Below are 19,991 nucleotides of genomic sequence, written 5' to 3'. Positions count from 1 at the left end.
GGTCCACTGGGTGTCAGGCCTCCGTCTCCGCTGGTTCCGCGCGGGTGGACCGGACGAACCACGCCCCGGCCACTGCGGCCAGTCCGATGCAGCCGGCGACGACGAAGGCCATCTGCAGGCCGTTGGCATCGGGACTCACCGCGGCGTGTTCGGCGCTGCTGACGGTCGCGACGCTGACGAACACTGCGGTGCCCAGTGCACCGGCGACCTGCTGGAGCGTGGACAGGATCGCGCTGCCGTGCGAGTAGAGGTGGTCGGGCAGCACGGCCAGCGACTCGGTCATCAGCGGCGTCATCATCAGGCCAAGGCCGGCCATCAGGACGATGTGGATGCCGATCACCGCGATCAGCGGCGAATCCGGGCTCAGCAACGAGAACAGCCACATCGAGACCGTCATCGCGAGCGCTCCCGGCAGCACCAGCGGACGCGCGCCGACCCGGTCGAACAGCGCGCCGACCGGACGGCCGAGCAAGCCCAGCACCAGACCGCCGGGCAGGACGGCCAGTCCGCTGACGAACGTGGACTTGTGCAGGACGGTCTGCAGATACAGCGGCAGCAGGATCGCGCCCACGCCGATCAGGCACATGAACAGCAACGCGCTGAGCGTCAGCGCGACCACGAAACTGCGATGGGTGAACGGCCGCAGATCGAGCAGCGCGCGGTCGCGTCGCTGCAGGCGGAGCTGCCGCCAGCCGAACACCGCCAGCGAGACCACCCCGACGACGATCGGCAGCCACGGCGGCACCAGCGCTGTCTCAGCGGATTCGCCTGCTGACGACAGGCCGTACAGCACTCCGCCGAAGCCGACGGCGGACAGGATGACGGAGAGGACGTCGAGCGGCACCGGGCGGGTTTCGCTGTCGATCCGCAGCTGCAGCATTCCGGTGACCAGCGCGGCCAGCGACAGCGGCAGCACGATGAAGAACATCCACCGCCAGCCGAGCGACGACAGCACCGCGCCGCCGATCGTCGGGCCGATCGCGGGCGCGACCGCGATGACGATGCTGATCGTGCCCATGGTCGCGCCGCGGCGCTGCGCGGGCACGAGCCGCATGACGGTGGTCATCAGCAGCGGGATCATCACCGCGGTGCCGCACGCCTGCACGACGCGTCCCGCCATCAGCAAGCCGAAGCCCGGCGAGACGCCGCACAGCAGCGTGCCGAGGCTGAACGAGGCGAGCGAGAACACGAACACCTGCCGCGGCGTGAACCGTTCTAGCAGGAACCCGGTCGTCGGGATCACCACCGCCATGGTGAGCAGGAACCCGCTGGTGAGCCATTGGATCGTGGTGGTCGGCACCGAGAGGTCGACGGTGAGGTCGCGCAGCGCGATGCTCAGGATGGTCTCGTTGAGGATCATCACGAACGCCGACAGCACGAGGACGCCGATCAGCAGCCCGGGCTTGGCGGGCGGCCGCGCGGGGGCTTCCGGAGTGGGGGACGAGACGCCGCTCATGGGCGCACCTCGCAGGCGCGGACGAATTCACGCGTCACGAGCCGGGCGGCGTCGCCTCGGGCGCTCGCGAAGGCGACGGGTGCGAGGTCGGCGGCACTGACGAAGCGGGCATCGGCCGACGGACGGCCGGGGACTGTCGGGCGGCTGCCGGGGGAAGCTCTTCGCGCGGCTTCACCGGCCGCTGCGGACGGAGTAGGGGACTGCTGGATCTTCACCCGGCCAGGATACGGATGAGCACCGACAAAACCGGCGGCCTTTTTCTCCCGAAGCCCGCGGCAGTGCGGGGAATCGCGCATCGGCCGGCGGTGGAAAAAGCGGCTCGACCAGCGGCCGGACGGCTGCTCGCGAGACCAGGAAAAGAATCTCGTTCGCGGGCCATGCGCACTCAGTTCGGAGACTCCGGGGCAGCGGCCGGGCCGGAAGCAGGTGAATCGTGCCCGCCGGGAAACACGGTCAGCACACCTCGTCGCCGGACAGGGATCAGGAGAACCAGGGCCGCCGGGAAACGCCGCCAGCGCACCCGCTGCCAGACGGCAACCTCACGGATTCATCGCCAGCACCAGGAATCCCGCCAGCAACACCAGATGCACCCCGCCCTGGAGCCGCGTAGCCCGCCCGGGCACCACCGTCAGCACGCTGACCACCACGGTGAGCGCGAGCAGCACGATGTGCGTCGGCCCGAGACCCAGCAGCAGCGGGCCCTTCAGCCACACCGAGGCGAGCGCGATGACCGGGATCGTCAGGCCGATGCTGGCGATCGCGGACCCGTACGCGAGGTTGAGGCTGATCTGCATCCGGTCGCGCCGGGCCGCGCGGACCGCCGCGAGGGTTTCCGGGGCCAGGATCAGCAGCGCGATCACCACGCCCACAAAGGACTGCGGCAGTCCGGCCGCCCGCACGCCGGCCTCGATCGCCGGGGATTCGACCTTCGCCAAGCCGACCACGGTGACCAAGGCGACCAGCAGCAGCCCGAGGCTCACCAACGTCTTCTGAAGGCTCGGCGGTTCCGCGTGCTCTTCCTCGCGGGTCTCGCCCTCAGAGTCGACGGGGAGGAAGAAGTCGCGGTGGCGGACGGTCTGTGTCGCCACGAACGTGGCGTACAGGACCAGCGACGCACCGGCCGCGAAAGCCAGCTGCGGTGCGGAGAACCCCGGACCTGGGGTGCTTGTGGTGAAGGTCGGAAGCACGAGGCTCAGCGTCGCCAGCGTGCCGACAGTCGCCAGCGCCGCGCCGCTGCCTTCGGGGTTGAACCGGGTTTCCCCATACCGGCGCGCGCCCACGAACAGCGACAGCCCGACGATGCCGTTGGTGGTGATCATCACGGCGGCGAACACCGTGTCGCGCGCCAGTGTGTCGGCGTTGTCGCCGCCGGACGCCATCATCGTGACGATCAGCGCGACTTCGATCACCGTCACCGCGACCGCGAGCACCAGCGAGCCGTACGGTTCGCCGACCCGGTGCGCGACCACCTCGGCGTGGTGCACCGCCGCGAGAACCGTGCCCGCCAACGCGATCGCCACCAGCGCGACCGGCACCGGACCGAGCGTGCGGCCCCACGTGAGCGCCAGCAGGACCAGGGAGATCAACGGCAGCAAAGTGGTCCAGGACAACAGATAACCGCGGACGCTCGCCATGCGCACACCCTGGCATATCGGACCCTCCGTCGCCTGGCATGCCGTCCTCGCGGGGGAGTGTCGCGTCCGAAATGGACACTGCCGGTCGCGCCGCGCCGCGCGAATTTCACTCGTTCGGCGTAGTACCTGCAGGGTTCCGCAGGTCGGCGGCGGGGTACGCGCGGCGCACAGGGGAGATCGGTGCGGAAAGGAGCCGAGATGACCCGCGAAATGAAGATGACCGACCGTGCGGTGCCGGCAGGCGGCGACGGCGCGGAGTACTCGTTCTGGCGCGAGCACACGCACATCAACCTGAGCCCGGTGGCCGCACCGTCGATCCTGGGACTCGCCGGGTTCGCGGTGTCGACCTTCATGGTGGCGGCCAACCTGGCCGGCTGGTTCGGCAACGAGACGACGACGCCCCTGCTGCTGGCCCCGTTCGCGTTCGCTTTCGGCGGCGTCGCGCAGTTCCTCGCCGGGATGTGGTCCTACCGGGCCCGCGACGCGCTCGCCACGGTCGTGCACGGCGCGTGGGGCGCGTTCTGGATCGGCTACGGCGTTTACCAGCTGTTCGTCGGCCTCGGCGGACTGCCCTCGACGGCGGCGAGCCCGGTCGCGGCGGCCGCGATCGGGTTCTGGTTCATCGGGCTCGCGGCGATCACCTGGACCGGCGCGCTTGCCGCGCTGGCGGAAAGCCTGGTGCTCTGCACGCTGCTCGCGGTCCTCGCCGCCGGGGCGACGCTGCTGGCGATCGGCATGATCGGCGACGTCGGCGTCGTGCGCACGATCGCCGCGTACTTCCTGCTCGCGTCCGCGGTGCTGGCTTGGTACGCGTGCAGCGCGATGGTGCTCGAAGCGGCGCACCACCGGGTGATCCTGCCGATGGGCGTGCGCGCGCCGCGGCCCGTTCGGACCACGACGGTGCCGTTGCACCAGGCGATCCAGTTCGACCACGGCGAACCGGGAATCAAGGCCGGGCAATAACCCGGCGAGGAGGTGACCACGGATGAAGATGAGCATGGCGCTCACCGCGTTCACGCCGCAGGACCGGAAGCTGCGCGAAAGCAGGCTGCCGCTCACCGCCGAGTTCCTGGCCGGGGCGTGGCTGGTCTTCGCGGCTTTCGCGTACAGCTACTCGTTCACGCTCTCCGCGACGGCCGGGTTCTGGAACAGCCTGGCGTGCGGGATCGCCGTGGCGGCGGTCGCGCTGGTCCGGTTCGGCCTGCCGGAACAGGCGCGCTGGCTGGGGCTGGTCAACGTCGCGATCGGGTTCTGGCTCATCGCCGCGCCGTTCGCGTTCGGCTATCCGGTCGACGGCCATCGCGACGCGATCCGCACGAATTCGCTGATCGTCGGCGTGCTGCTGGCGATTTTCTCCGTCATTTCGGTGACCGTCGCCTACCGCAGGCACAGCGGCGAATTCCGGGAGTGAGGAGATGTACTGGCCAGTGCTGACGGTGCTGGCGATCGGCGTGCTCGCCTTGGGCGGCGCGGGATTGCGTGCGCTCAAGGCGGCGCCGCCGGTCCGGAAGGAGACACTCGTCGGCGCCTGGCTGGTGGCCGCTTCGGGCGTGGTGTGGTGGGCGTCCGCACCCGCTGTCGGGGCGGTGTTCCTCGTCATCGGCGCGGCGGTCGTGTTCGGCGCGGCGTTGACGAACGGACAACTGCCGTCCCGCTGAGAAAAGGGGTTTGGCGCGGGCGGCGGCAGGTTATCCGGCCCGGGTGAGGCCGGGCGGTTTTCGGCTGCCCGGCGATCGTCGGGTGCGCGGGAGGTCGGTCATGACGCAACTGAAGCCGCGGCCAGTGGTGATCGCCGAGGCGCCCCGCCGGGGCAAGAAAGGCTCGGTGCTGCTGGGCATCCTGCGCACCACCGACCACAAGCAGATCGGGCTGCTCTACCTCGGCACGTCGTTCGCCTTCTTCCTCGTCGGCGGCGCGATGGCGCTGCTGATGCGCGGCGAACTGGCCCAGCCGGGGCTGCAATTCCTGTCGCAGGAGCAGTACAACCAGCTGTTCACCATGCACGGCACGATCATGCTGCTGCTGTACGCGACGCCGAATGTGTTCGGATTCGCCAATTTCGTGCTGCCGCTGCAGATCGGTTCGCCGGACGTAGCCTTTCCGCGGCTGAACGCGTTTTCCTACTGGCTGTACCTTTTCGGCGGATTGATCGTGCTGAGCGCGTTCCTCACGCCGGCCGGGGCCCCGGATTTCGGCTGGACCGCCTACACCCCGTTGTCGGATGCCGTGCACAGCCCCGGCACCGGCGGCGATCTGTGGATCATGGGCCTCATCGTGTCCGGTCTCGGAACCATTCTCGGCGCGGTCAACATGACCACCACGATCCTGTGCCTGCGCGCGCCGGGAATGACCATGTTCCGGATGCCGCTTTTCACCTGGAACATCCTGTTCACCGGGATTCTCGTGCTGATCGCGTTCCCGATCCTCACCGCCGCGTTGTTCGCGCTGGAGGCCGACCGAAGGCTCGGCGCGCACGTATTCGACCCGGCCAACGGGGGCGCGATCCTCTGGCAGCACCTGTTCTGGTTCTTCGGCCATCCCGAGGTGTACATCGTCGCGCTGCCGTATTTCGGGATCGTCACCGAGATCATTCCGGTGTTCAGCCGGAAACCGCTCTACGGCTACCGGTTGATGGTGTTCGCGACGGTCGGCATCACCGGGCTTTCCGCGACGGTGTGGGCGCACCACATGTTCGCCACCGGCGCGGTGCTGCTGCCGTTCTTCTCCATCATGACGTTCCTGATCGCGGTGCCGACCGGGCTGAAGTTCTTCAACTGGATCGGCACGATGTGGAAAGGGACGCTGTCGTTCGAATCGCCGATGCTGTGGTCGGTCGGATTCCTGGTCACGTTCCTGCTCGGCGGCCTGACCGGCGTGCTGCTGGCCGCGCCCGCGCTGGACTTCCACATCACCGACACGTATTTCGTGGTCGCGCACTTCCACTACGTGCTGTTCGGCACGATCGTGTTCGCCACGTTCGCCGGGATCTACTTCTGGTTCCCGAAGATGACCGGCCGGATGATGGACGAATCGCTCGCGAAATGGCACTTCTGGACCACGTTCATCGGCTTCCACACGACGTTCCTGGTGCAGCACTGGCTCGGCGCGGAAGGAATGCCGCGGCGGTACGCGGACTACCTGCGCAGCGACGGATTCACCTTGCTGAACACGATCTCCACCATCGGTGCGTTCATTCTCGGCGCCTCGGTGCTGCCGTTCATCTGGAATGTGGTGAAGAGCTACCGGTACGGCGAACGGGTCGACGTGGACGACCCGTGGGGATTCGGCAATTCCCTGGAATGGGCCACGTCGTGCCCGCCGCCGCGGCACAATTTCACTGAGCTGCCGCGCATCCGCTCCGAACGGCCTGCGTTCGAATTGCACTATCCGGACGCGGTGGAGCGGATACGGGACGAGCAGCACGTGCACTGGGGACGCCGGCCGAGGGAGAAATCGGAGGCGTGATCAGGGCTGGAACCCCTTGACCATGGCCTCCAGCCCGGCCGCGAACCACCGGTCGTAGTACTCGGCGGCAGCCGGGCCGGCGGGCGTCTCCGGCGGCGAGCCGGCTTGGGCGAGCGCGTGGCCGAGGGTGTAGACGCCGATGGACTGCAACGCGATCAGCGCGGTCTTCTGGGCGATGCCGTCCGCGGCGAACCGGTCGAGCACGCCCGCGAGCAGCGGCGTGACCGCGTCGGGGTCGACCGGATGGGTGGCCAGCAGCGGGACCGCGTTCGGATGGCTGAGCAGCATAGCGCGGTACGCCTCGGCGAACCCGGTCGCGGCCGCTGCCCAGGATTCCCGGGGCTCGAGGTCGGCGAGCGCAGTGGCGACCAGGCGGTCGACGACCGCGGCGAGCACGGCGTCGCGGTGCGGAACGTGGCGGTACAACGACATCGCCGCGACGCCGAGACGGGAGCCGAGCGCCCGCATGGTCAAGGCGTCGAGGCCGTCGTCGTCGATGAGGCCGATCGCCGCCGCGACGATCTGGTCGGCGCTGACCTGCGGCGGGCGGCCCGGCCGGCGGCGGGGCGTGTCGTTCATGCGGTCAGCGTGGCAGCCAGCGTCGTCCCGAGCATGACCAGGGTGAGCAGGCCGACGACCAGATGCTGCACGTCCGGGACGACGTCGTGCCCGGCGAGGATCAGCACGCACAAAGCTAGCGCTGCGGCGAGCAGTCGCGGGCGGAGATTGCCCGGCGCGAGGTCGTTGAGCGGGAACATCGGCACCCATTCGGTCAGGACGAGCCAGGCCAGCCACAGCACCGGGACGACGACGGCGACCGGAGTCGCGGCAGTCTCCTTTGGTTTGCGTACGTCGTATGCTTACGAGGTACGCAAAAGAGGCCGCGAGGGTTCGCCGATCAGGCGGTCCAGCGGTATCAGCTCTGCTGACGGCGGAATTCGTCCAGCACCCGGCGTTCCCGCTTCGTCGGGCGGCCCGCGCCGCGCTCGCGCCGGGCGACCGGGATCGCCGCTTCCGGCGGCGGCTTCGGCGTGCGATCGATCAGGCAGGTGGCCGCGACCGCCGCGCCGACACGTTTCTGGATCACCTGCACGACCTCGACCACGCGCGTCGTCGTCCCGATCCGGGCGCGGACCTCGTCGCCGGGCACGACCGTCGTCGCGGGTTTCGCCGGGCGGTCGTTCACGCGCACGTGCCCGCCGCGGCAGGCAGCGGCGGCGTCGGCGCGCGTTTTGGTCAGCCGGACCGCCCAGAGCCAGCGGTCGATCCGCGTCGATTCCATGGGTCCATCATGGCGCGTCCCAATGCCAGCGCAGGCCGAGGATCCCCGGAGTGACCGCGGCGGACACGACGTGCGCAGGAAGGCCCTCAGTGATCGGCAGTTCGGCGACGGTCGTCTCCGGACCGGCGGGGGAGTCGAGCCGGTAGGCGTGGCAGGCGCGCGGTTCGAAACCGGGCGCGAAATGCAGTTCCAGCACGTGCTCGTGCACGGCGTTGCGGAACCGGCGCTCGTAGGAGAAATCCGGGCGGTCGTCGGTGAACTCGAATTCGTACTCGGCGATCGCGGTTTCGCCCCGGTCCAGGCCGCGGCCGAGGACGAGTTCGGCCACCGTGAACCCCTCCTCGGCCAGGGTTTCCGTGCGCCCGGGCGCGCAGTAGCGGGTGCGCGTCAGCTTCGGCGGGCAGCCGGGGCCGACGCCGTGCGCGGTGACCAGCCGGATGTGCGTGTCGTCCTCCGTCGCGCGGAGCACCTCGCGCACTTCCAGCCGGTGCAGCCGCCGGTCCGGGCCGACGTGCACTGCCTCGTGCAGGCTGACGACCACCAGCGACGTCCGGTACGCCGTCTCGAACGAGTTCAGCACCCGCAGCACCGCGTTCCGCCGTCCCCACAGCCGTTCCCAGCGCACGACGGGAACCGGCGGCGGCTCCGGATCGCGCTCGATCAGCCCGGTCAGCGAGCCCGGCGGCAGGTCGAGCACCCCTTCGAGAATGCGTACCGCGACGCGCGAGCGGGCCCGGGCGGGCACGGTGCGGCCGGTCCGCCAGTAGCTGAGCGTGGTGGTGCTGACCGCCGCGCCCGCCGCGGCGAGCCGGTCGCGCAGCCGGTCGAGGCCGAGCCCGCTGCGGTCGATGGCCAGCGTGAGGGCACGGCTGAACGGCCCGTCCGCCAGCGCGTCGGCGAGCCGGTCCGGCTGGGTGCCGGGACCTGTCGAGAACACCTGCGTCCTCCTCGGGTCGTCCTCACCCATTCGCCTCCGGAACGGGCGGCGGCGCAACCGTCGAAGGTCGGGTCTTGGCCGGTCAGCGCGGTTGCTCGACGAAGGGCTCGCGGAGTTCGGCGACCCATTCGCGCTCGTCGCCGAAGGTGTGCAGGTAGACCTCGCACGGGAAGCCGTCCGCGCGGAAGCCGTGTTCGTCGGTCCGCCGGGCGAGTTCTTGGCAGCCGGCGAGGAACCCGCTCGCCGGGCCGTGGTGGACCAGCGTCGCGGCGCGGGAGGCGGGCAGCTCGGCCATCTCGAGCCCGTTCGGCTCGGCGACCGCGCCGGAGATCGGGAGCTCGGCGTGCACGACGACCGGATCGTCTTCGCCAGCGGGCTTTTCGTAGTAGCAGATCAGCGGTCCGGCCGAGGCGTCGGATCCTTCGAGCCGTCGGCCGAGTTCCGCGCACAGCGGGCGCAGGACGGGGCTGATCGCCTCGGGAGAGAAGCTTTCGACGGTCGCGGTGAGCCTTGCGACGCGCGTCGGGGAGATGTCCTTGACGACGATTTCGGTGTCCGGCACGGCGTGCTCGCTTTCCAGCGTGCGGAGTCTCGCCTCGACCTCGGCCAGCCGGAGCCGGTCGGCGGCGACCCGTTCGGCCAGCTCGGCCCGGCGCAGCGTCAGCATGCCGCGCACTTGCTCGGGTGCGCGCCGACCTCGCCGAGCCCGAAACCGAGGTCCTTGAGCGCGACGATTGGTGAACATGACCTCCCCAGCACACGCTCTGACCCGGTGTGAGAGTCAAGTGTCCCCGCCGGACCGGGAACGGGCCGGCCCCCTGCGCCGACCCGCTCCCGGTGGCCCCCTCGTCCCCCGACGAACGAGGGGACCGCGCCGGTCCGCCGCCCTCCACAGCACGGACCGGAGCCGGTTGCGGCTCCCGCGAACGGAACAGCGGAGGTGCTCCCTCGTGACGGCGGTCGCCCGCAAGGCCACCCGATCGGGTGAGGAATCGCAGGTCCGTAGGCTGGCCGGGTGAATCGCACGGACCGGCTGTACGCGCTTGTCGAGGAGCTCCGGGCGGTCGCGCCGCGCACCCGGACCGCGGCGTGGCTCGCGGCCCGGTTCGAGGTCAGCGTGCGCACGATCGAGCGCGACCTCGGCGCTTTGCGCGAGACGGGCGTCCCGATCTGGACCGAGACCGGGCGGACCGGCGGCTACGGCCTCGACCGCGAGCGAACCCTGCCGCCGCTCACACTCACCCCGGAGGAAGCCATCGCGATCACCGTCGCGCTGCGCTCCGCCGCTGGTTCGCCGTTCGCGGGCGCGGCGGAATCGGCGGCCCGCAAGGTGCTCGCGCGGCTGCCGTCCGACGTCCGCGACGCCGAACAGCACCTCGCCGCGCGGCTGCACCGGGTCGGCGAACCCGAACCGCCCGCTGTCCACAGCGGACTGATCCTCACCGCGCTCGCTGCCCGGCGCGTCCTTCGGCTGTCCTATGTGGACGCGAAGGGGCAGGAGACGGAACGCGACGTCGAGCCGCTGGGGCTGTTGTGGGGTCCGGCGGGCTGGTACGTGCTCGGCTGGTGCCGCCTGCGCGACGCGGTCCGCGGTTTCCTGCTGGACCGGATCCGCGCCATCGAGCTCACCGGAGACCGCGTCGAGCGCCGCGACGTCGACCTCGACGCCGAACTCGCGCGGATCTCCGCCCGCCCGCTCGGCGAGTGACCTGCACCACGCGGCGCGGAAACACCGACAGGACGGTGTCGCCGACGCCCGCGATCGTCGTCGCATGGCGAAAGAACCGAACCCCGAAGAAATCCCCGCCCTCTGGTGTCGCATGTGGAACGAGGACGCCTCGCTCGCGCACCGGCTGCTCACCGCCGACGGCCGTCAATGGTCCGGCACCAAACCCGGCCTCGACCCGCTGATCGGTCCGGCGGACGCCGAGGCGTTCATCGCGAAGTATCAGCGCGACGTCGGGAATGTGTTCGTCCCGCGCACGTTCGTCATCGACGGAACCGAACGGCTCGCCTTCACCTGGGACGTCACCCGACGCGACGGCGTGGTCATCACCGGGGCCGACATGTGCGTGCTGTCCGGTGGAAAAGTCGCGCGGAACTGGACAATTCCCTCGCCGGACGGCCGGTCGTCGCTGCTGGACGGACCGGGCAAAGGCGACCTGGACCGTGACGGATTGCGTGCCCTGGCAACGGATGCGCACCCGTGGCACGGCGAACTGGTGCTCGACCCGGTGCGGCAAACCGTCGCCGGAACCTGGTCGGACGGCGCGCGCGGCGGGCTGGCGGTGCTGGTCGCGGTCGACGGCCGGATCGACCGCGAATGGGTGGTGCCGGGGACGCGTCCGCTCCCGTGACCGCGGGCGCCCGCGAGGCATGATGGCGGCATGGCGAACCGCGTTCTGCTGGCCGACGACGACCGGGCGATCCGGGAATCGCTGGTCCGCGCGCTCGAACTGGAGGGCTACCGGGTCAGCGAGGTCGCCGACGGCGTCGAGGCGCTCGCGATCGCGCGGAGCGAGGAGTTCGACGTCCTGATCGTCGACGTGATGATGCCCGGCGTCGACGGTCTCGGCGTGTGCCGCGTGCTGCGCGCGGGCGGCGACCGCACCCCGGTGCTCATGCTGACCGCGCGCGTCGAGACCGCCGACCGGGTCGCCGGATTGGACGCGGGAGCCGACGACTACCTGCCGAAACCGTTCGAGCTGGACGAACTGCTCGCCCGGTTGCGCGCATTGCTGCGGCGCAGTGCGGATCCGGGCGAGCAGGCCCAGCGCGTGGTGCGGCTGGGCGGGCTGGCGGTCGACGCCGGCGCGCGCCGGGTGTGGTGGCAGGACACCGAGGTGGCGTTGTCGAAGACCGAATTCGACCTGCTGGAGCTGATGGTGCGCAATGCCGGGATCGTGCTCGGGCGCGACACGATCCACCAGCGGATCTGGGGGTACGAATTCGGTCCGGAGTCGAAGAATCTGGCGGTCTACATCGGATATCTGCGGCGGAAACTGGAGGCCGCGGGCGCGGACGAGCTGATCCACACCGTGCGCGGCGTCGGCTACGTGGTGCGGCCGGCATGAATCTGCGCGGGAAGCTGGCGATCGCGTTCGCCGCGGTCGGTGGCGGCGCGGCGATTCTCGTGGGCGTGCTGGGCTATCACACGGCTTCCCAGCGGATCAGCGCGGAACTCGACCGTTCGCTGCTGAGCACGGCGGCGCAGGTGTCGGCGGGCGCGGTGCAGCTGCTTGAGCCGAGCCCGCTCACCCGCGGTCCGGGGGACGACGACCACGACGAAGCACAGCCGATGGTCGCGCAGTCGATCGCGCCGGACGGGACCGTGCACCGGGTCGGCGGACGGCCGGTCGCGCTGCCGGTCACCACTGCTGATCGGGAGCTTGTTGTCGGCACTCGGTATGCGGACGCGACTGTCGGTCCGGACGACTACCGGGTGCTCACCGTCGCGCTCGGCTCCGGGCGCGGGTCGCTGCAGCTCGGCATCGACGTGGACGAAACCCGGCACGTCCTCGGCGACCTCGCCGAGCGGATGACCTGGGTCAGCCTCGCGGTGCTGGCCGGGGCGGCGCTGGCGGGCTGGCTCCTCGCGCGGCAGATCACCCGGCGGCTGGTCCGGCTCACCCGGCTGACCGAGGAGGTGAGCGCGGGCAGCAGGCCAGGGCTCGGGGTCCCGGACCGCGGCCGCGACGAGGTCGGCAGGCTGTCCGCCTCGTTCGCCGGGATGCTCGAGCGGCTCGCGCGCGCCCGCGACGACCAGGAACGGCTGGTCCAGGACGCCGCGCACGAGCTGCGTACTCCGCTGACCAGCCTGCGCACCAACGCGAGCGTGCTGCGGCGGTTCGAGGAATTGTCGCCGGACGCGCGGAACCGGCTGCTCGCGGACGTCGACGGCGAGACACGCGAGCTGACTCATCTGGTCACGGAGCTGGTGGAATTGGCCACCGGACAGTACGACGACGAGCCGCTGCTGCCGGTCGAACTGCGCTCGCCTGCTGAGCGAGCTGCCGCGCGGGTGCGTCGGCGGTCCGGTCGTGCGGTTGCCGTGGACGCCGATGACACGACGGTCCCCGGCCGGTCGAAGGCCTTGGAACGGGCGATGACGAATCTGCTGGAGAACGCGGTGAAGTTCAGCTCGGGTCCGGTGGAACTGCGCGTGCGGGACGGACGGGTCGAGGTGCTGGACCGCGGGCCGGGGATCGAGGACGCCGGCCGGGTTTTCGACCGGTTCTATCGAGCGGCGGGCGCGCGGTCCCTGCCCGGGTCGGGGCTGGGGCTGTCGATCGTGCGGGAAGTCGCGCTCTCGCACGGCGGCGAGGTGTTCGCCGGACCACGGGAGGGCGGCGGCGCGGTGGTCGGGTTCACGGTGGCTCTTACCTGATTCACACCTTGATCTTGCCCGGGGCTAACGGGTTTCGGCCAAAGTTGTGGCTGGTTTGTGGTTCGTGGATGGGAAAGGCTGCATGACGACGGTCAACGGGTTGCCCGCTCATATCCTGCTCGTGCACGCGATTGTCGTGCTGCTGCCGTTGTCGGCGCTGGTCTTGGTGCTGACCGCTTGCCTGCCTTCGGTGCGCAGGCGGCTGGCCGGCGCGAACGCGATTTTGTCGGTACTGGTGGTTATCCTGGTGCCCATAACGACGAATGCGGGCGAGTGGCTGGAACGGCGCGTGGCGCGGACGCCGCTGGTCCGGGCGCACACCGAACTCGGCGACACGGCGATCTGGGCGGCGATCCCGGTGGCGGTGCTGGCTTTGGCGCTGTGGTGGCGGCAGCGGGAGGCTGGCGCTGCTGTGGCGGACGCGGGTGCTGCGGGCTCGGACGCTGATGCTGTGGCGGCGGGCGGTTCCGTGGCGGCGGTGACCGGTGCGGGCGCGCATGCGGGTGCGGCGCTGGCTGGTGGACCTGCGGGGTCTGGCGGCGTTGGTGCCGCTGCAGGCGGCGGTGCCGCGGCAGCGGCACCCAATGCGGGCGCGAGTGCTGCGGCCGGCGGTGCTGCGGCGGGCGTTGGCGTGCCCGGAAGCGGTGGTGCTGCTGAGGGAGCGCCTGGCGCGACGTCGGCGCGCGCTGGTGTCGGCGTGCCTGGGAGTGTTGGTGCCGGGGCTGATGCTGCGGTGGCTGGCGGTGCGGTGGCTGGCGGTGCTGGGTCGGAGGTGCCCGAGGCAGCTGCGGCTGGCACGGCTGCGGCTGGTGCCCGTCAAGCGGGCCTCGCCGTGAGCGGTGCCAGCGCAAGCAAAGCTGCGGCGAATCGCCGTCGGGTGTTTCTCGCGCCTGCCTCCAAAGCGGTCAGCGTGACGTTGATCGTGCTGTCGATCCTGGCTGGCGGGGCGGCGGTTTACGACATCGTGCGGATCGGCGACACCGGTGCCCAAGCCAGCTGGCAGGGGCAGTTCCAGCAGAACCCGGCACCGCGCGGGCGATAGCGGAACCCTTGCGGTGTAAGGACTCCACGTCCGGAACCACGCGCGGCTGAACGCGAGCTGCCTGCACTCCAAAAGACTGTCCGTGAGGGGAACCCTGAGGGAATCAGAGTCCCTCAGGGTTCCCCTCACGGACAACAGATCAAGCCCCGATCCGGCGTTCGAAGCCCTCCGGGACGATCAAGTCGTCCCGGCTCAGGTCGTGCACGCTGCGATGCCCCAGCGCGAGCAGCGTCGAATCGATGCCGTTGCGCAGCACGTCCAGCACGTTCTCCACCCCGGCCTGCCCGCCCGCCGCGAGGCCCCACAGGTACGCGCGTCCGATCAGGACCGCGCGCGCCCCGAGTGCGAGCGCCTTCACGACATCGCTCCCGCGCCGGATTCCGCCGTCCAGCAGCACTTCCACCTCGCTTCCCACCGCTTCCGCGACGGCGGGCAGCGCGCGGATCGTGGCGGGAGTGCCGTCGAGGTTGTTGCCGCCGTGGTTGGACACCGAGATCGCGCTGACCCCGGCGTCCACCGCGCGGCGTGCCTCGTCGACCCGGTACACGCCCTTCAACAGGAACGGCCCGTCCCACTGCTTCCGCAGCCAGCTAACGTCTTCCCAGCTCGGCGGCGCGGTCTGCATCCACTGCCCGTACGCGCCGAAGAACGACGGCACCGGCGTCCCAGGCTCAGCCATGTTCGGGACGCTGAGGTCTGGCAGCTTCTTGGTGCGCGCGTAGGCGAGCAGCCACCGCGGATGCATCATGCCTTCGGGTGCGAAGCGGATCAGTTCGCGCAGCGTCAGCTTGTCCGGGATGTGCGGGCTGCCCCAGTCGCGGCTGTGCGAGAACGACCAGTCGAGCGTGAGGATGATCCCGACCGCCCCCGCGGATCGCGCCCGGTCCAGGCGGCGGAGGATGTCGTCGCGGCTGCCTGTCCAGTACACCTGGAAGTACGTATTGGGGTTGGCCGCCACCACTTCCTCGACCGGCTTGCTGGCGAACGACGACAGCCCCATCGACGTTCCGCGCGCGGCGGCCGCACGGGCGACCGCGACCTCGCCGTCGGGATGCACGGCCTGCACGCCGGTCGGCGAAATCAGCACGGGCAGCGCGACGTCGCGGCCGAGGACCTTCGTGCTCAGATCGCGTTCGCCGGGCAGTCCGGCGGTGCGCGGGGCGAAGCGCAGTTCGTCGTACGCGGCCAGATTGTCTTGCAGCGTCAGCCCTTTTTCCGAACCGGCGATCAGTGCCGAGTAGACGGACGCGGGCAGGCGCTTCTTCGCCCGCCGCTGTGCTTCGGCGATTGATTCGAACCAGGTGGTGCTCATCGTTTTCCCTTCGGGTCGACGCGCAGAGGGCGCCAGGTGACGCGCGGCCGCAGCGGGACCGCGGTCCGGTGGTCGAGACAGCCCGCCCACACCCCGGCGCCGTACGCGAGGTCGTCGGCGATCGCGCCGGCGGTGTAGCGGAATGGATCGAGATCGGGGCGTTGCCGCAGCCAGGCGGTCAGCGGCGGTCCGGCGAGCAGCGAAGCGATCGCGGCTCGTCGTCCCCAGCGTTTTCGACCGCCGGGCACCAAAAAAGCGGCGAGCAGGGGCGCGGCGAATTGCGTGCTGTAGCGGCCGAACCCGAGCCAGGTTTGGCCGACGGCCGTACCCATCGCGCGCGCAACGCCGTGTGTCGGCACGTCGCTTCGGCGCAGCACTCGGGCCATGGTCAGCACTGCGCCCGCGAAGGCAGCGGCAGCTGGAAGCGGACGGCGGGCCAGAAGCGCGGCGACGGTCAGCGTCGGCCACGGGTGCAGCACGAGCGGGGCCATCGCGGCCGGGCGGCGAATGGCCAACGGTGCGGCGGAAGTGCCGTAACTGGCGCGACGACGGAGCAACGCGCGCCAAGTGGCCGGTTCGTGGTGGTCGACGTGCGCGGACGGGTCGTAGCGGATTCGGAAGCCAGCGTCGTGGAGTCGCCAGCCGAGGTCGACGTCCTCGCCGACGCGCATTGCCGGGTCGAAAACCGCACCGTCACGGGCGACGGATTCCACTGCGGTCCGACGAACCAGCAAGGCGGCAGTGGGCACATAGGACAGTCGTGTGCCGGGTGCGACGCGGGCAGCGGCGGTGCCAAGGTCGAGGCTGCTGGCGGCGCGGGTGTAGCGGCCAGCCCACGTGTCGGCGGCGAGCGGACGCACGCGCGGCGCGACGGCGGCGACGAGCGGGTCGGCGAAATGCCCGGCCAGCTGGTCGATCCAGTCCGGCGACGGGACGCAATCGCTGTCCAGGAAAGCGATCAGGTCAGTGGAAACGTGCTCCAGGGCGGTGTTTCGAGCCACGCCCGGTCCGCCGTTGACCTCGCGGCGGACGAGTTTCGCGCCGTGTGCGGAGGCTGCTGCGGAGATGGCGGCGGGGTCGGCGGATCCGTCGTCGACGACCAGCGCGGGGTATCGGCCGTCGAGACCGGCGAGGCAGCGGCCGAGCAGTCCGGCGCGGTCGCGGACCGGGATGACGACCGTCGCGTCGGCGGTTTTGGCTGGTGGCAACGGGTGTGCGAACCCGGCGTCGGTGAGCAGCCGGGCGAGGACGCCTTCCGCGGACGTCTCGACGGGGTGGTCCGCCAAGCGAGCCCACGCCGTTCGACCGGCCTTCGTCAGGCGCAGCACGCGGGTGGGGGAGCCGCCGAAGAGGAGGCCGTCGGAGAGTTGTTTGACGCTCGGGTCGACGGCGAGCCGGAATCCGGCGGGCAGCGGGGTGGTCACAGCGTCAGCCCTCCGTCCACCGGGACGACCGCGCCGGTCATCGCGCCGCTTTCCGGCCCGGCGAGGAAGGCCAGGACGGCGGCGACCTCAGCGGGATCGAGCAGTCGCTGCTGAGGTTGTTGTGCGGCAAACGTTTGCGCCGCCGGAAGGTCGTACAGCCGGGCGCTCTCGGCGAGGATCGGCGTGTCGGTCGAGCCCGGGCTGACCGCGTTCGCGGTGACGCCGGAGTCGCCTAATTCCGTGCCCAGCGCGCGAATCAACCCGGCGACTCCGGCTTTCGCCGCGCAGTACGCGGCGAGCGTCGGCAGCCCGCGCGTCGCGGCGGCGGACGCGACGGCCAGGAACCGTCCGGAGCGGGGTTTCGGACGGCGCAGCATCGCTGGAATCGCTACGTGGGCGAGGTTGAGTACGCCGCGGAGGTTGACGTCGAGGACAGCGTCTTCCTGCTCCGGCGGCATTTCCCACAGTGGCACCCCGCCCGCGACCACTCCCGCCGCTGCGATGGCCGCGTCGAGTCCGCCCCATCGTTGTTCTGCTTCCGCGACGGCTGCGGCCAACTGCGCACGGTCGCGGACTTCCGCGCGGAATTCCTCCGCCGTACCGCCGTTTTCCCGGATCTTGGCGACCACTGTGGACAGTTCTTCAGCGGTGCCCATCGGGTAGGGGAGGGCGGGATCGTCGGCCGCGACATCCACCGCGAGCACGGCCCAGCCCTGGCCAGCCAGCTTCACTGCGGTGGCTGCGCCGATGCCGCGCGCCGCGCCGGTCACGAGGGCGGCTTTCACGGCGTCACCACGGAGGTCCAGTCGCGAACGTGCGCGCGCAACTGCGCCGTGAGGACGTCGAGGAGGCCCCGGCCTTCGTCCGCGGTGGCTCCAGTGGGATCGCCGAGGATTCCGGTTTCCGTCACGGCCAGCACACCGCCGTTGCGCAGCACCGGAAGCAACTCGCCCAGCGGACGGCCGTCGCCCGGCACCGCTTTCTCCATCTGCACATTTTCCGGACGGAGGGCCAGCTGCAGAGCGGTTTCCGGCCGTCCGGCGTGCGGATCGCCTTGCCAGCGCGGTTCGAACATCGAGACGTTCCGCGATTCCGTGCGCAGGATCGCGACCGCGCGCGTCACCGAAGCCGCGTTGCCTCCGTGCGCGGACACGAAAAGCAGCCGCCGGAACGTTTCGCAGGCCGACCGGCCCAGTTCCACGAGCAGGAGTTCCGTGGCCGCTTGCCCGATCGAGATCGTCCCGGCGAACCCGGCGTGTTCGCCGCTCGATCCGTACGGCACGGCCGGCGCGACCAGCACGTCCGGCCGTTCCGCGGCGAGCCGGTCGCACAACGCCGTCGCGATGTCGGTGTCCGTGCTCAACGGCAGGTGCGGGCCGTGCTGTTCGGTTGCCCCGAGCGGCACGGCGAGGATCGCGCCGGACGCCGCCTGTTCGGCGACGTCCGGCGACGACAGATCGGCCAGGCGCATCTCAGCGACCCGGCCCCGGGGCGAGGCCGGCGAGCGGGTTCTCGTCGCAGGCCCGGTCCGGCGGGCGGCGCATGCCGATGGTCACCGGAACCTTGCGGTGCGAATGGTCCAGCGACGGTTTCGGCACGCTGCCCGCGGCGACCCCGGCCAGCGCGCGTTCGCCGTGGCCGCGCACGCATTCCGGGTCCGGGCCGTCGAGCGGGAGCCCGGTGAAGAACTTCGCCGCCATGCACCCGCCGCGGCAGGCGTCGAACGCCGAACACGACGTGCAGGCCCCGCCGCTCTGCGGGCTGCGCAGTTGCGCGAACAGCTCGGATTCCCGCCACACCCGGGTGAATCCGCCCTCGCTGCGCGTGTTTCCGGCGAGGAAGGTGTCGTGGATGGCGAACGGGCACGCGTAGACGTCGCCGACCGGGTCGACCAGGCACACCACCCGGCCCGCCCCGCACAGGTTGAGGCCGGGCAGGCCACCGTCGCCGTAGCCCGCCAGGTGGAAGAACGAGTCGCCGGTGAGCACGTTTTCGCCGTGCTTGACCAGCCACTCGTACAGCTCCCGTTGCTGGGCCGCGGTGGGGTGCAGCTCGTCCCAGACGTCCGCGCCGCGGCCAGACGGGCGGAGCCGGGTGAGCCGCAGCTGGGCGCCGTAGCGGTCGGCAATTGCTTTGAAGTCGTCGAGCTGCCCCGCATTCTGCCGGGTGACTACGACAGAAATCTTGAAGTTCTCGAAGCCCGCGGCGGAAAGGTTCTCCATCGCCCGGACGGCGGTGCGGTAGGAGCCGGGGCCGCGGACGTGGTCGTTGACCTCCTCGGTGGCGCCGTCGAGGGAGATCTGGACGTCGACGTAATCGCTCCCGGCGAGCCGTTTCGCGACGTCCTCGGTGATCTTGATGCCGTTGGTGGAGAACTTGACGCCGACGTGGTGCTCGGTCGCGTAGTCGACCAGCTCCCAGAAATCGGGCCGGACAGTCGGTTCGCCGCCGCCGATGTTCACGTAGAACACCTGCATGCGCTCGAACTCGTCGATCAGCGCCTTGCACTCCTCGGTGCTCAGCTCGCGCGGGTCGCGGCGGCCGGACGAGGAAAGGCAGTGCACGCAGGAGAGGTTGCAGGCGTAGGTGAGTTCCCAGGTGAGGCAGATCGGCGCGTCGAGCCCGAACTGGAATTCGTCGACAAGCGGCATCACACGCTCCTCGGATGGATCATGTCCGACGCCGCGAGCGCGGCGAGGGCGGCGCGGTAGCGGGGCAATTCCGCCTGCGCGACCCCGGCCTGCGCACACGCCGCGCGGGCGGAGGGGTGGTCGGTCAGCGCCTGCACCGCGGCGAGCATGGTGCGGCTCTTGAGAAAGGACAGCCGGCGGGTGCCGAAGTGGTACAGCAGCGCGCCGAACCGCTCCGGCCGGATGGAGACCCGGCTGTCCAGTTCCCAAGCACCGTCCAGATCGAACGCCGCGGCGTCGCGGTCAGTAGACACCGCACATTCCGTCGATCGAGACCTCCTCGACGAGCAATTCGTCGGCTACGACCTCTTCGGCCTTCGTGTCGGCTGCGGTTGTCGTCTCGCTCATCGTGACTCCCTTGT

The 19,991-nt window shown here is 70.6% G+C and carries 23 protein-coding genes; 9 read left to right on the top strand and 14 right to left on the bottom strand.

Features of this window, described 5'->3' with window-relative positions; genetic code table 11:
- Positions 1-13 precede the first annotated feature (13 nt).
- Together AB5I40_RS10550 and AB5I40_RS10545 are read right to left on the bottom strand one after the other, a co-directional pair.
- Positions 14-1,456 carry an MDR family MFS transporter gene (locus AB5I40_RS10550; RefSeq protein WP_370938283.1) on the bottom strand — a complete coding sequence of 481 codons (1,443 nt, stop codon included), beginning with the start codon at positions 1,454-1,456 and terminating at the stop codon, positions 14-16.
- A gap of 539 nt (positions 1,457-1,995) precedes the next feature.
- The gene (locus AB5I40_RS10545) at positions 1,996-3,090 is read right to left on the bottom strand and encodes a calcium:proton antiporter (RefSeq protein ID WP_370938282.1); all 1,095 of its coding nucleotides are present in this window, start codon (positions 3,088-3,090) and stop codon (positions 1,996-1,998) included.
- Between the two features lie 198 nt (positions 3,091-3,288).
- Here AB5I40_RS10545 and AB5I40_RS10540 point away from each other — a divergent pair, with 198 nt between their 5' ends.
- From AB5I40_RS10540 to ctaD, 4 genes are all read left to right on the top strand, one after another.
- Complete coding sequence (locus AB5I40_RS10540) at positions 3,289-4,053, top strand: acetate uptake transporter family protein (protein ID WP_370938281.1); 765 nt, start codon at positions 3,289-3,291, stop codon at positions 4,051-4,053.
- 22 nt (positions 4,054-4,075) lie between these two features.
- Positions 4,076-4,501, top strand: coding sequence for a hypothetical protein (locus AB5I40_RS10535; RefSeq protein WP_370938280.1), 426 nt, complete (start codon positions 4,076-4,078; stop codon positions 4,499-4,501).
- 4 nt (positions 4,502-4,505) lie between these two features.
- Positions 4,506-4,748: a hypothetical protein gene (locus AB5I40_RS10530; protein ID WP_370938279.1), complete on the top strand. Its 243-nt coding sequence runs from the start codon at positions 4,506-4,508 to the stop codon at positions 4,746-4,748.
- 100 nt (positions 4,749-4,848) lie between these two features.
- The gene (gene ctaD, locus AB5I40_RS10525; RefSeq protein ID WP_370938278.1) at positions 4,849-6,555 is read left to right on the top strand and encodes a cytochrome c oxidase subunit I; all 1,707 of its coding nucleotides are present in this window, start codon (positions 4,849-4,851) and stop codon (positions 6,553-6,555) included.
- Here the strand turns inward: ctaD and AB5I40_RS10520 are convergent, their stop codons facing one another.
- The 5 genes from AB5I40_RS10520 to AB5I40_RS10500 all read right to left on the bottom strand — a co-directional run bounded on the left by AB5I40_RS10520 (position 6,556) and on the right by AB5I40_RS10500 (position 9,441).
- A complete protein-coding gene (locus tag AB5I40_RS10520) occupies positions 6,556-7,134 on the bottom strand; it encodes a TetR/AcrR family transcriptional regulator (protein ID WP_370938277.1) in 579 nt (192 codons plus the stop codon). It abuts the gene before it with no gap.
- Positions 7,131-7,355, bottom strand: a complete 225-nt coding sequence (locus AB5I40_RS10515; RefSeq protein ID WP_370938276.1) for a hypothetical protein — start codon at positions 7,353-7,355, stop codon at positions 7,131-7,133. The genes AB5I40_RS10520 and AB5I40_RS10515 overlap by 4 nt, the downstream gene beginning before the upstream one ends.
- Before the next feature lie 116 nt (positions 7,356-7,471).
- Positions 7,472-7,837 carry an RNA-binding S4 domain-containing protein gene (locus tag AB5I40_RS10510; RefSeq protein WP_370938275.1) on the bottom strand — a complete coding sequence of 122 codons (366 nt, stop codon included), beginning with the start codon at positions 7,835-7,837 and terminating at the stop codon, positions 7,472-7,474.
- A 7-nt stretch (positions 7,838-7,844) separates the two neighbouring features.
- Positions 7,845-8,774: a hypothetical protein gene (locus AB5I40_RS10505; RefSeq protein ID WP_370938274.1), complete on the bottom strand. Its 930-nt coding sequence runs from the start codon at positions 8,772-8,774 to the stop codon at positions 7,845-7,847.
- Positions 8,775-8,856: 82 nt separating this feature from the next.
- A complete protein-coding gene (locus tag AB5I40_RS10500; protein ID WP_370938273.1) occupies positions 8,857-9,441 on the bottom strand; it encodes a GyrI-like domain-containing protein in 585 nt (194 codons plus the stop codon).
- A 348-nt stretch (positions 9,442-9,789) separates the two neighbouring features.
- Between AB5I40_RS10500 and AB5I40_RS10495 the strand changes: the two genes are divergently transcribed.
- From AB5I40_RS10495 to AB5I40_RS10475, 5 genes are all read left to right on the top strand, one after another.
- Positions 9,790-10,482 carry a helix-turn-helix transcriptional regulator gene (locus tag AB5I40_RS10495; protein WP_370938272.1) on the top strand — a complete coding sequence of 231 codons (693 nt, stop codon included), beginning with the start codon at positions 9,790-9,792 and terminating at the stop codon, positions 10,480-10,482.
- Between the two features lie 64 nt (positions 10,483-10,546).
- Positions 10,547-11,131, top strand: a complete 585-nt coding sequence (locus tag AB5I40_RS10490) for a nuclear transport factor 2 family protein (RefSeq protein ID WP_370938271.1) — start codon at positions 10,547-10,549, stop codon at positions 11,129-11,131.
- Between the two features lie 30 nt (positions 11,132-11,161).
- On the top strand, positions 11,162-11,848 hold the full coding sequence (locus AB5I40_RS10485; protein WP_370938270.1) for a response regulator transcription factor: 687 nt from the start codon (positions 11,162-11,164) through the stop codon (positions 11,846-11,848).
- Positions 11,845-13,161 (top strand): ATP-binding protein, encoded by a 1,317-nt coding sequence (locus AB5I40_RS10480; RefSeq protein WP_370938269.1) that lies wholly within the window; start codon positions 11,845-11,847, stop codon positions 13,159-13,161. The genes AB5I40_RS10485 and AB5I40_RS10480 overlap by 4 nt, the downstream gene beginning before the upstream one ends.
- An 82-nt stretch (positions 13,162-13,243) precedes the next feature.
- Positions 13,244-14,203, top strand: coding sequence for a hypothetical protein (locus AB5I40_RS10475; protein ID WP_370938268.1), 960 nt, complete (start codon positions 13,244-13,246; stop codon positions 14,201-14,203).
- Between the two features lie 139 nt (positions 14,204-14,342).
- Here the strand turns inward: AB5I40_RS10475 and mftD are convergent, their stop codons facing one another.
- The 7 genes from mftD to mftA are packed head-to-tail and all read right to left on the bottom strand — an operon-like array spanning position 14,343 to position 19,977.
- Entirely contained in the window at positions 14,343-15,515 is a 1,173-nt protein-coding gene (mftD, locus tag AB5I40_RS10470; protein ID WP_370938266.1) for a pre-mycofactocin synthase MftD, read from the bottom strand.
- Positions 15,512-16,939 carry a mycofactocin biosynthesis glycosyltransferase MftF gene (gene mftF / locus AB5I40_RS10465; RefSeq protein ID WP_370938265.1) on the bottom strand — a complete coding sequence of 476 codons (1,428 nt, stop codon included), beginning with the start codon at positions 16,937-16,939 and terminating at the stop codon, positions 15,512-15,514. Before mftF ends, mftD begins: the two co-directional genes overlap by 4 nt.
- Complete coding sequence (locus tag AB5I40_RS10460) at positions 16,936-17,724, bottom strand: mycofactocin-coupled SDR family oxidoreductase (RefSeq protein WP_370938264.1); 789 nt, start codon at positions 17,722-17,724, stop codon at positions 16,936-16,938. Before AB5I40_RS10460 ends, mftF begins: the two co-directional genes overlap by 4 nt.
- Positions 17,721-18,410, bottom strand: a complete 690-nt coding sequence (gene mftE / locus AB5I40_RS10455; RefSeq protein ID WP_370938263.1) for a mycofactocin biosynthesis peptidyl-dipeptidase MftE — start codon at positions 18,408-18,410, stop codon at positions 17,721-17,723. Before mftE ends, AB5I40_RS10460 begins: the two co-directional genes overlap by 4 nt.
- Before the next feature lies 1 nt (position 18,411).
- Positions 18,412-19,590, bottom strand: coding sequence for a mycofactocin radical SAM maturase (mftC, locus tag AB5I40_RS10450; protein ID WP_370938262.1), 1,179 nt, complete (start codon positions 19,588-19,590; stop codon positions 18,412-18,414).
- The gene (gene mftB / locus AB5I40_RS10445; protein WP_344279507.1) at positions 19,590-19,883 is read right to left on the bottom strand and encodes a mycofactocin biosynthesis chaperone MftB; all 294 of its coding nucleotides are present in this window, start codon (positions 19,881-19,883) and stop codon (positions 19,590-19,592) included. Before mftB ends, mftC begins: the two co-directional genes overlap by 1 nt.
- Complete coding sequence (gene mftA / locus AB5I40_RS10440; protein WP_370938260.1) at positions 19,873-19,977, bottom strand: mycofactocin precursor MftA; 105 nt, start codon at positions 19,975-19,977, stop codon at positions 19,873-19,875. Before mftA ends, mftB begins: the two co-directional genes overlap by 11 nt.
- Between the last annotated feature and the right edge of the window lie 14 nt (positions 19,978-19,991).

It is taken from the genome of Amycolatopsis sp. cg13, from assembly GCF_041346965.1.
Classification (GTDB): domain Bacteria; phylum Actinomycetota; class Actinomycetes; order Mycobacteriales; family Pseudonocardiaceae; genus Amycolatopsis.
The sequence above is the reverse complement of the archived record's forward strand: the minus strand, read 5'-3'. Positions and strand labels throughout refer to the sequence as shown.

Excerpts from the sequence above, each read along its gene's own strand:
- AB5I40_RS10550 (WP_370938283.1), bottom strand. The coding sequence starts at position 1,456 with ATGAGCGGCGTCTCGTCCCCCACTCCGGAAGCCCCCGCGCGGCCGCCC.
- AB5I40_RS10545 (WP_370938282.1), bottom strand. The coding sequence starts at position 3,090 with ATGGCGAGCGTCCGCGGTTATCTGTTGTCCTGGACCACTTTGCTGCCG.
- AB5I40_RS10540 (WP_370938281.1), top strand. The coding sequence starts at position 3,289 with ATGACCCGCGAAATGAAGATGACCGACCGTGCGGTGCCGGCAGGCGGC.
- AB5I40_RS10535 (WP_370938280.1), top strand. The coding sequence starts at position 4,076 with ATGAAGATGAGCATGGCGCTCACCGCGTTCACGCCGCAGGACCGGAAG.
- AB5I40_RS10530 (WP_370938279.1), top strand. The coding sequence starts at position 4,506 with ATGTACTGGCCAGTGCTGACGGTGCTGGCGATCGGCGTGCTCGCCTTG.
- ctaD (WP_370938278.1), top strand. The coding sequence starts at position 4,849 with ATGACGCAACTGAAGCCGCGGCCAGTGGTGATCGCCGAGGCGCCCCGC.
- AB5I40_RS10520 (WP_370938277.1), bottom strand. The coding sequence starts at position 7,134 with ATGAACGACACGCCCCGCCGCCGGCCGGGCCGCCCGCCGCAGGTCAGC.
- AB5I40_RS10510 (WP_370938275.1), bottom strand. The coding sequence starts at position 7,837 with ATGGAATCGACGCGGATCGACCGCTGGCTCTGGGCGGTCCGGCTGACC.
- AB5I40_RS10500 (WP_370938273.1), bottom strand. The coding sequence starts at position 9,441 with ATGCTGACGCTGCGCCGGGCCGAGCTGGCCGAACGGGTCGCCGCCGAC.
- AB5I40_RS10490 (WP_370938271.1), top strand. The coding sequence starts at position 10,547 with ATGGCGAAAGAACCGAACCCCGAAGAAATCCCCGCCCTCTGGTGTCGC.
- AB5I40_RS10485 (WP_370938270.1), top strand. The coding sequence starts at position 11,162 with ATGGCGAACCGCGTTCTGCTGGCCGACGACGACCGGGCGATCCGGGAA.
- AB5I40_RS10480 (WP_370938269.1), top strand. The coding sequence starts at position 11,845 with ATGAATCTGCGCGGGAAGCTGGCGATCGCGTTCGCCGCGGTCGGTGGC.
- AB5I40_RS10475 (WP_370938268.1), top strand. The coding sequence starts at position 13,244 with ATGACGACGGTCAACGGGTTGCCCGCTCATATCCTGCTCGTGCACGCG.
- mftD (WP_370938266.1), bottom strand. The coding sequence starts at position 15,515 with ATGAGCACCACCTGGTTCGAATCAATCGCCGAAGCACAGCGGCGGGCG.
- mftE (WP_370938263.1), bottom strand. The coding sequence starts at position 18,410 with ATGCGCCTGGCCGATCTGTCGTCGCCGGACGTCGCCGAACAGGCGGCG.
- mftC (WP_370938262.1), bottom strand. The coding sequence starts at position 19,590 with ATGCCGCTTGTCGACGAATTCCAGTTCGGGCTCGACGCGCCGATCTGC.
- mftA (WP_370938260.1), bottom strand. The coding sequence starts at position 19,977 with ATGAGCGAGACGACAACCGCAGCCGACACGAAGGCCGAAGAGGTCGTA.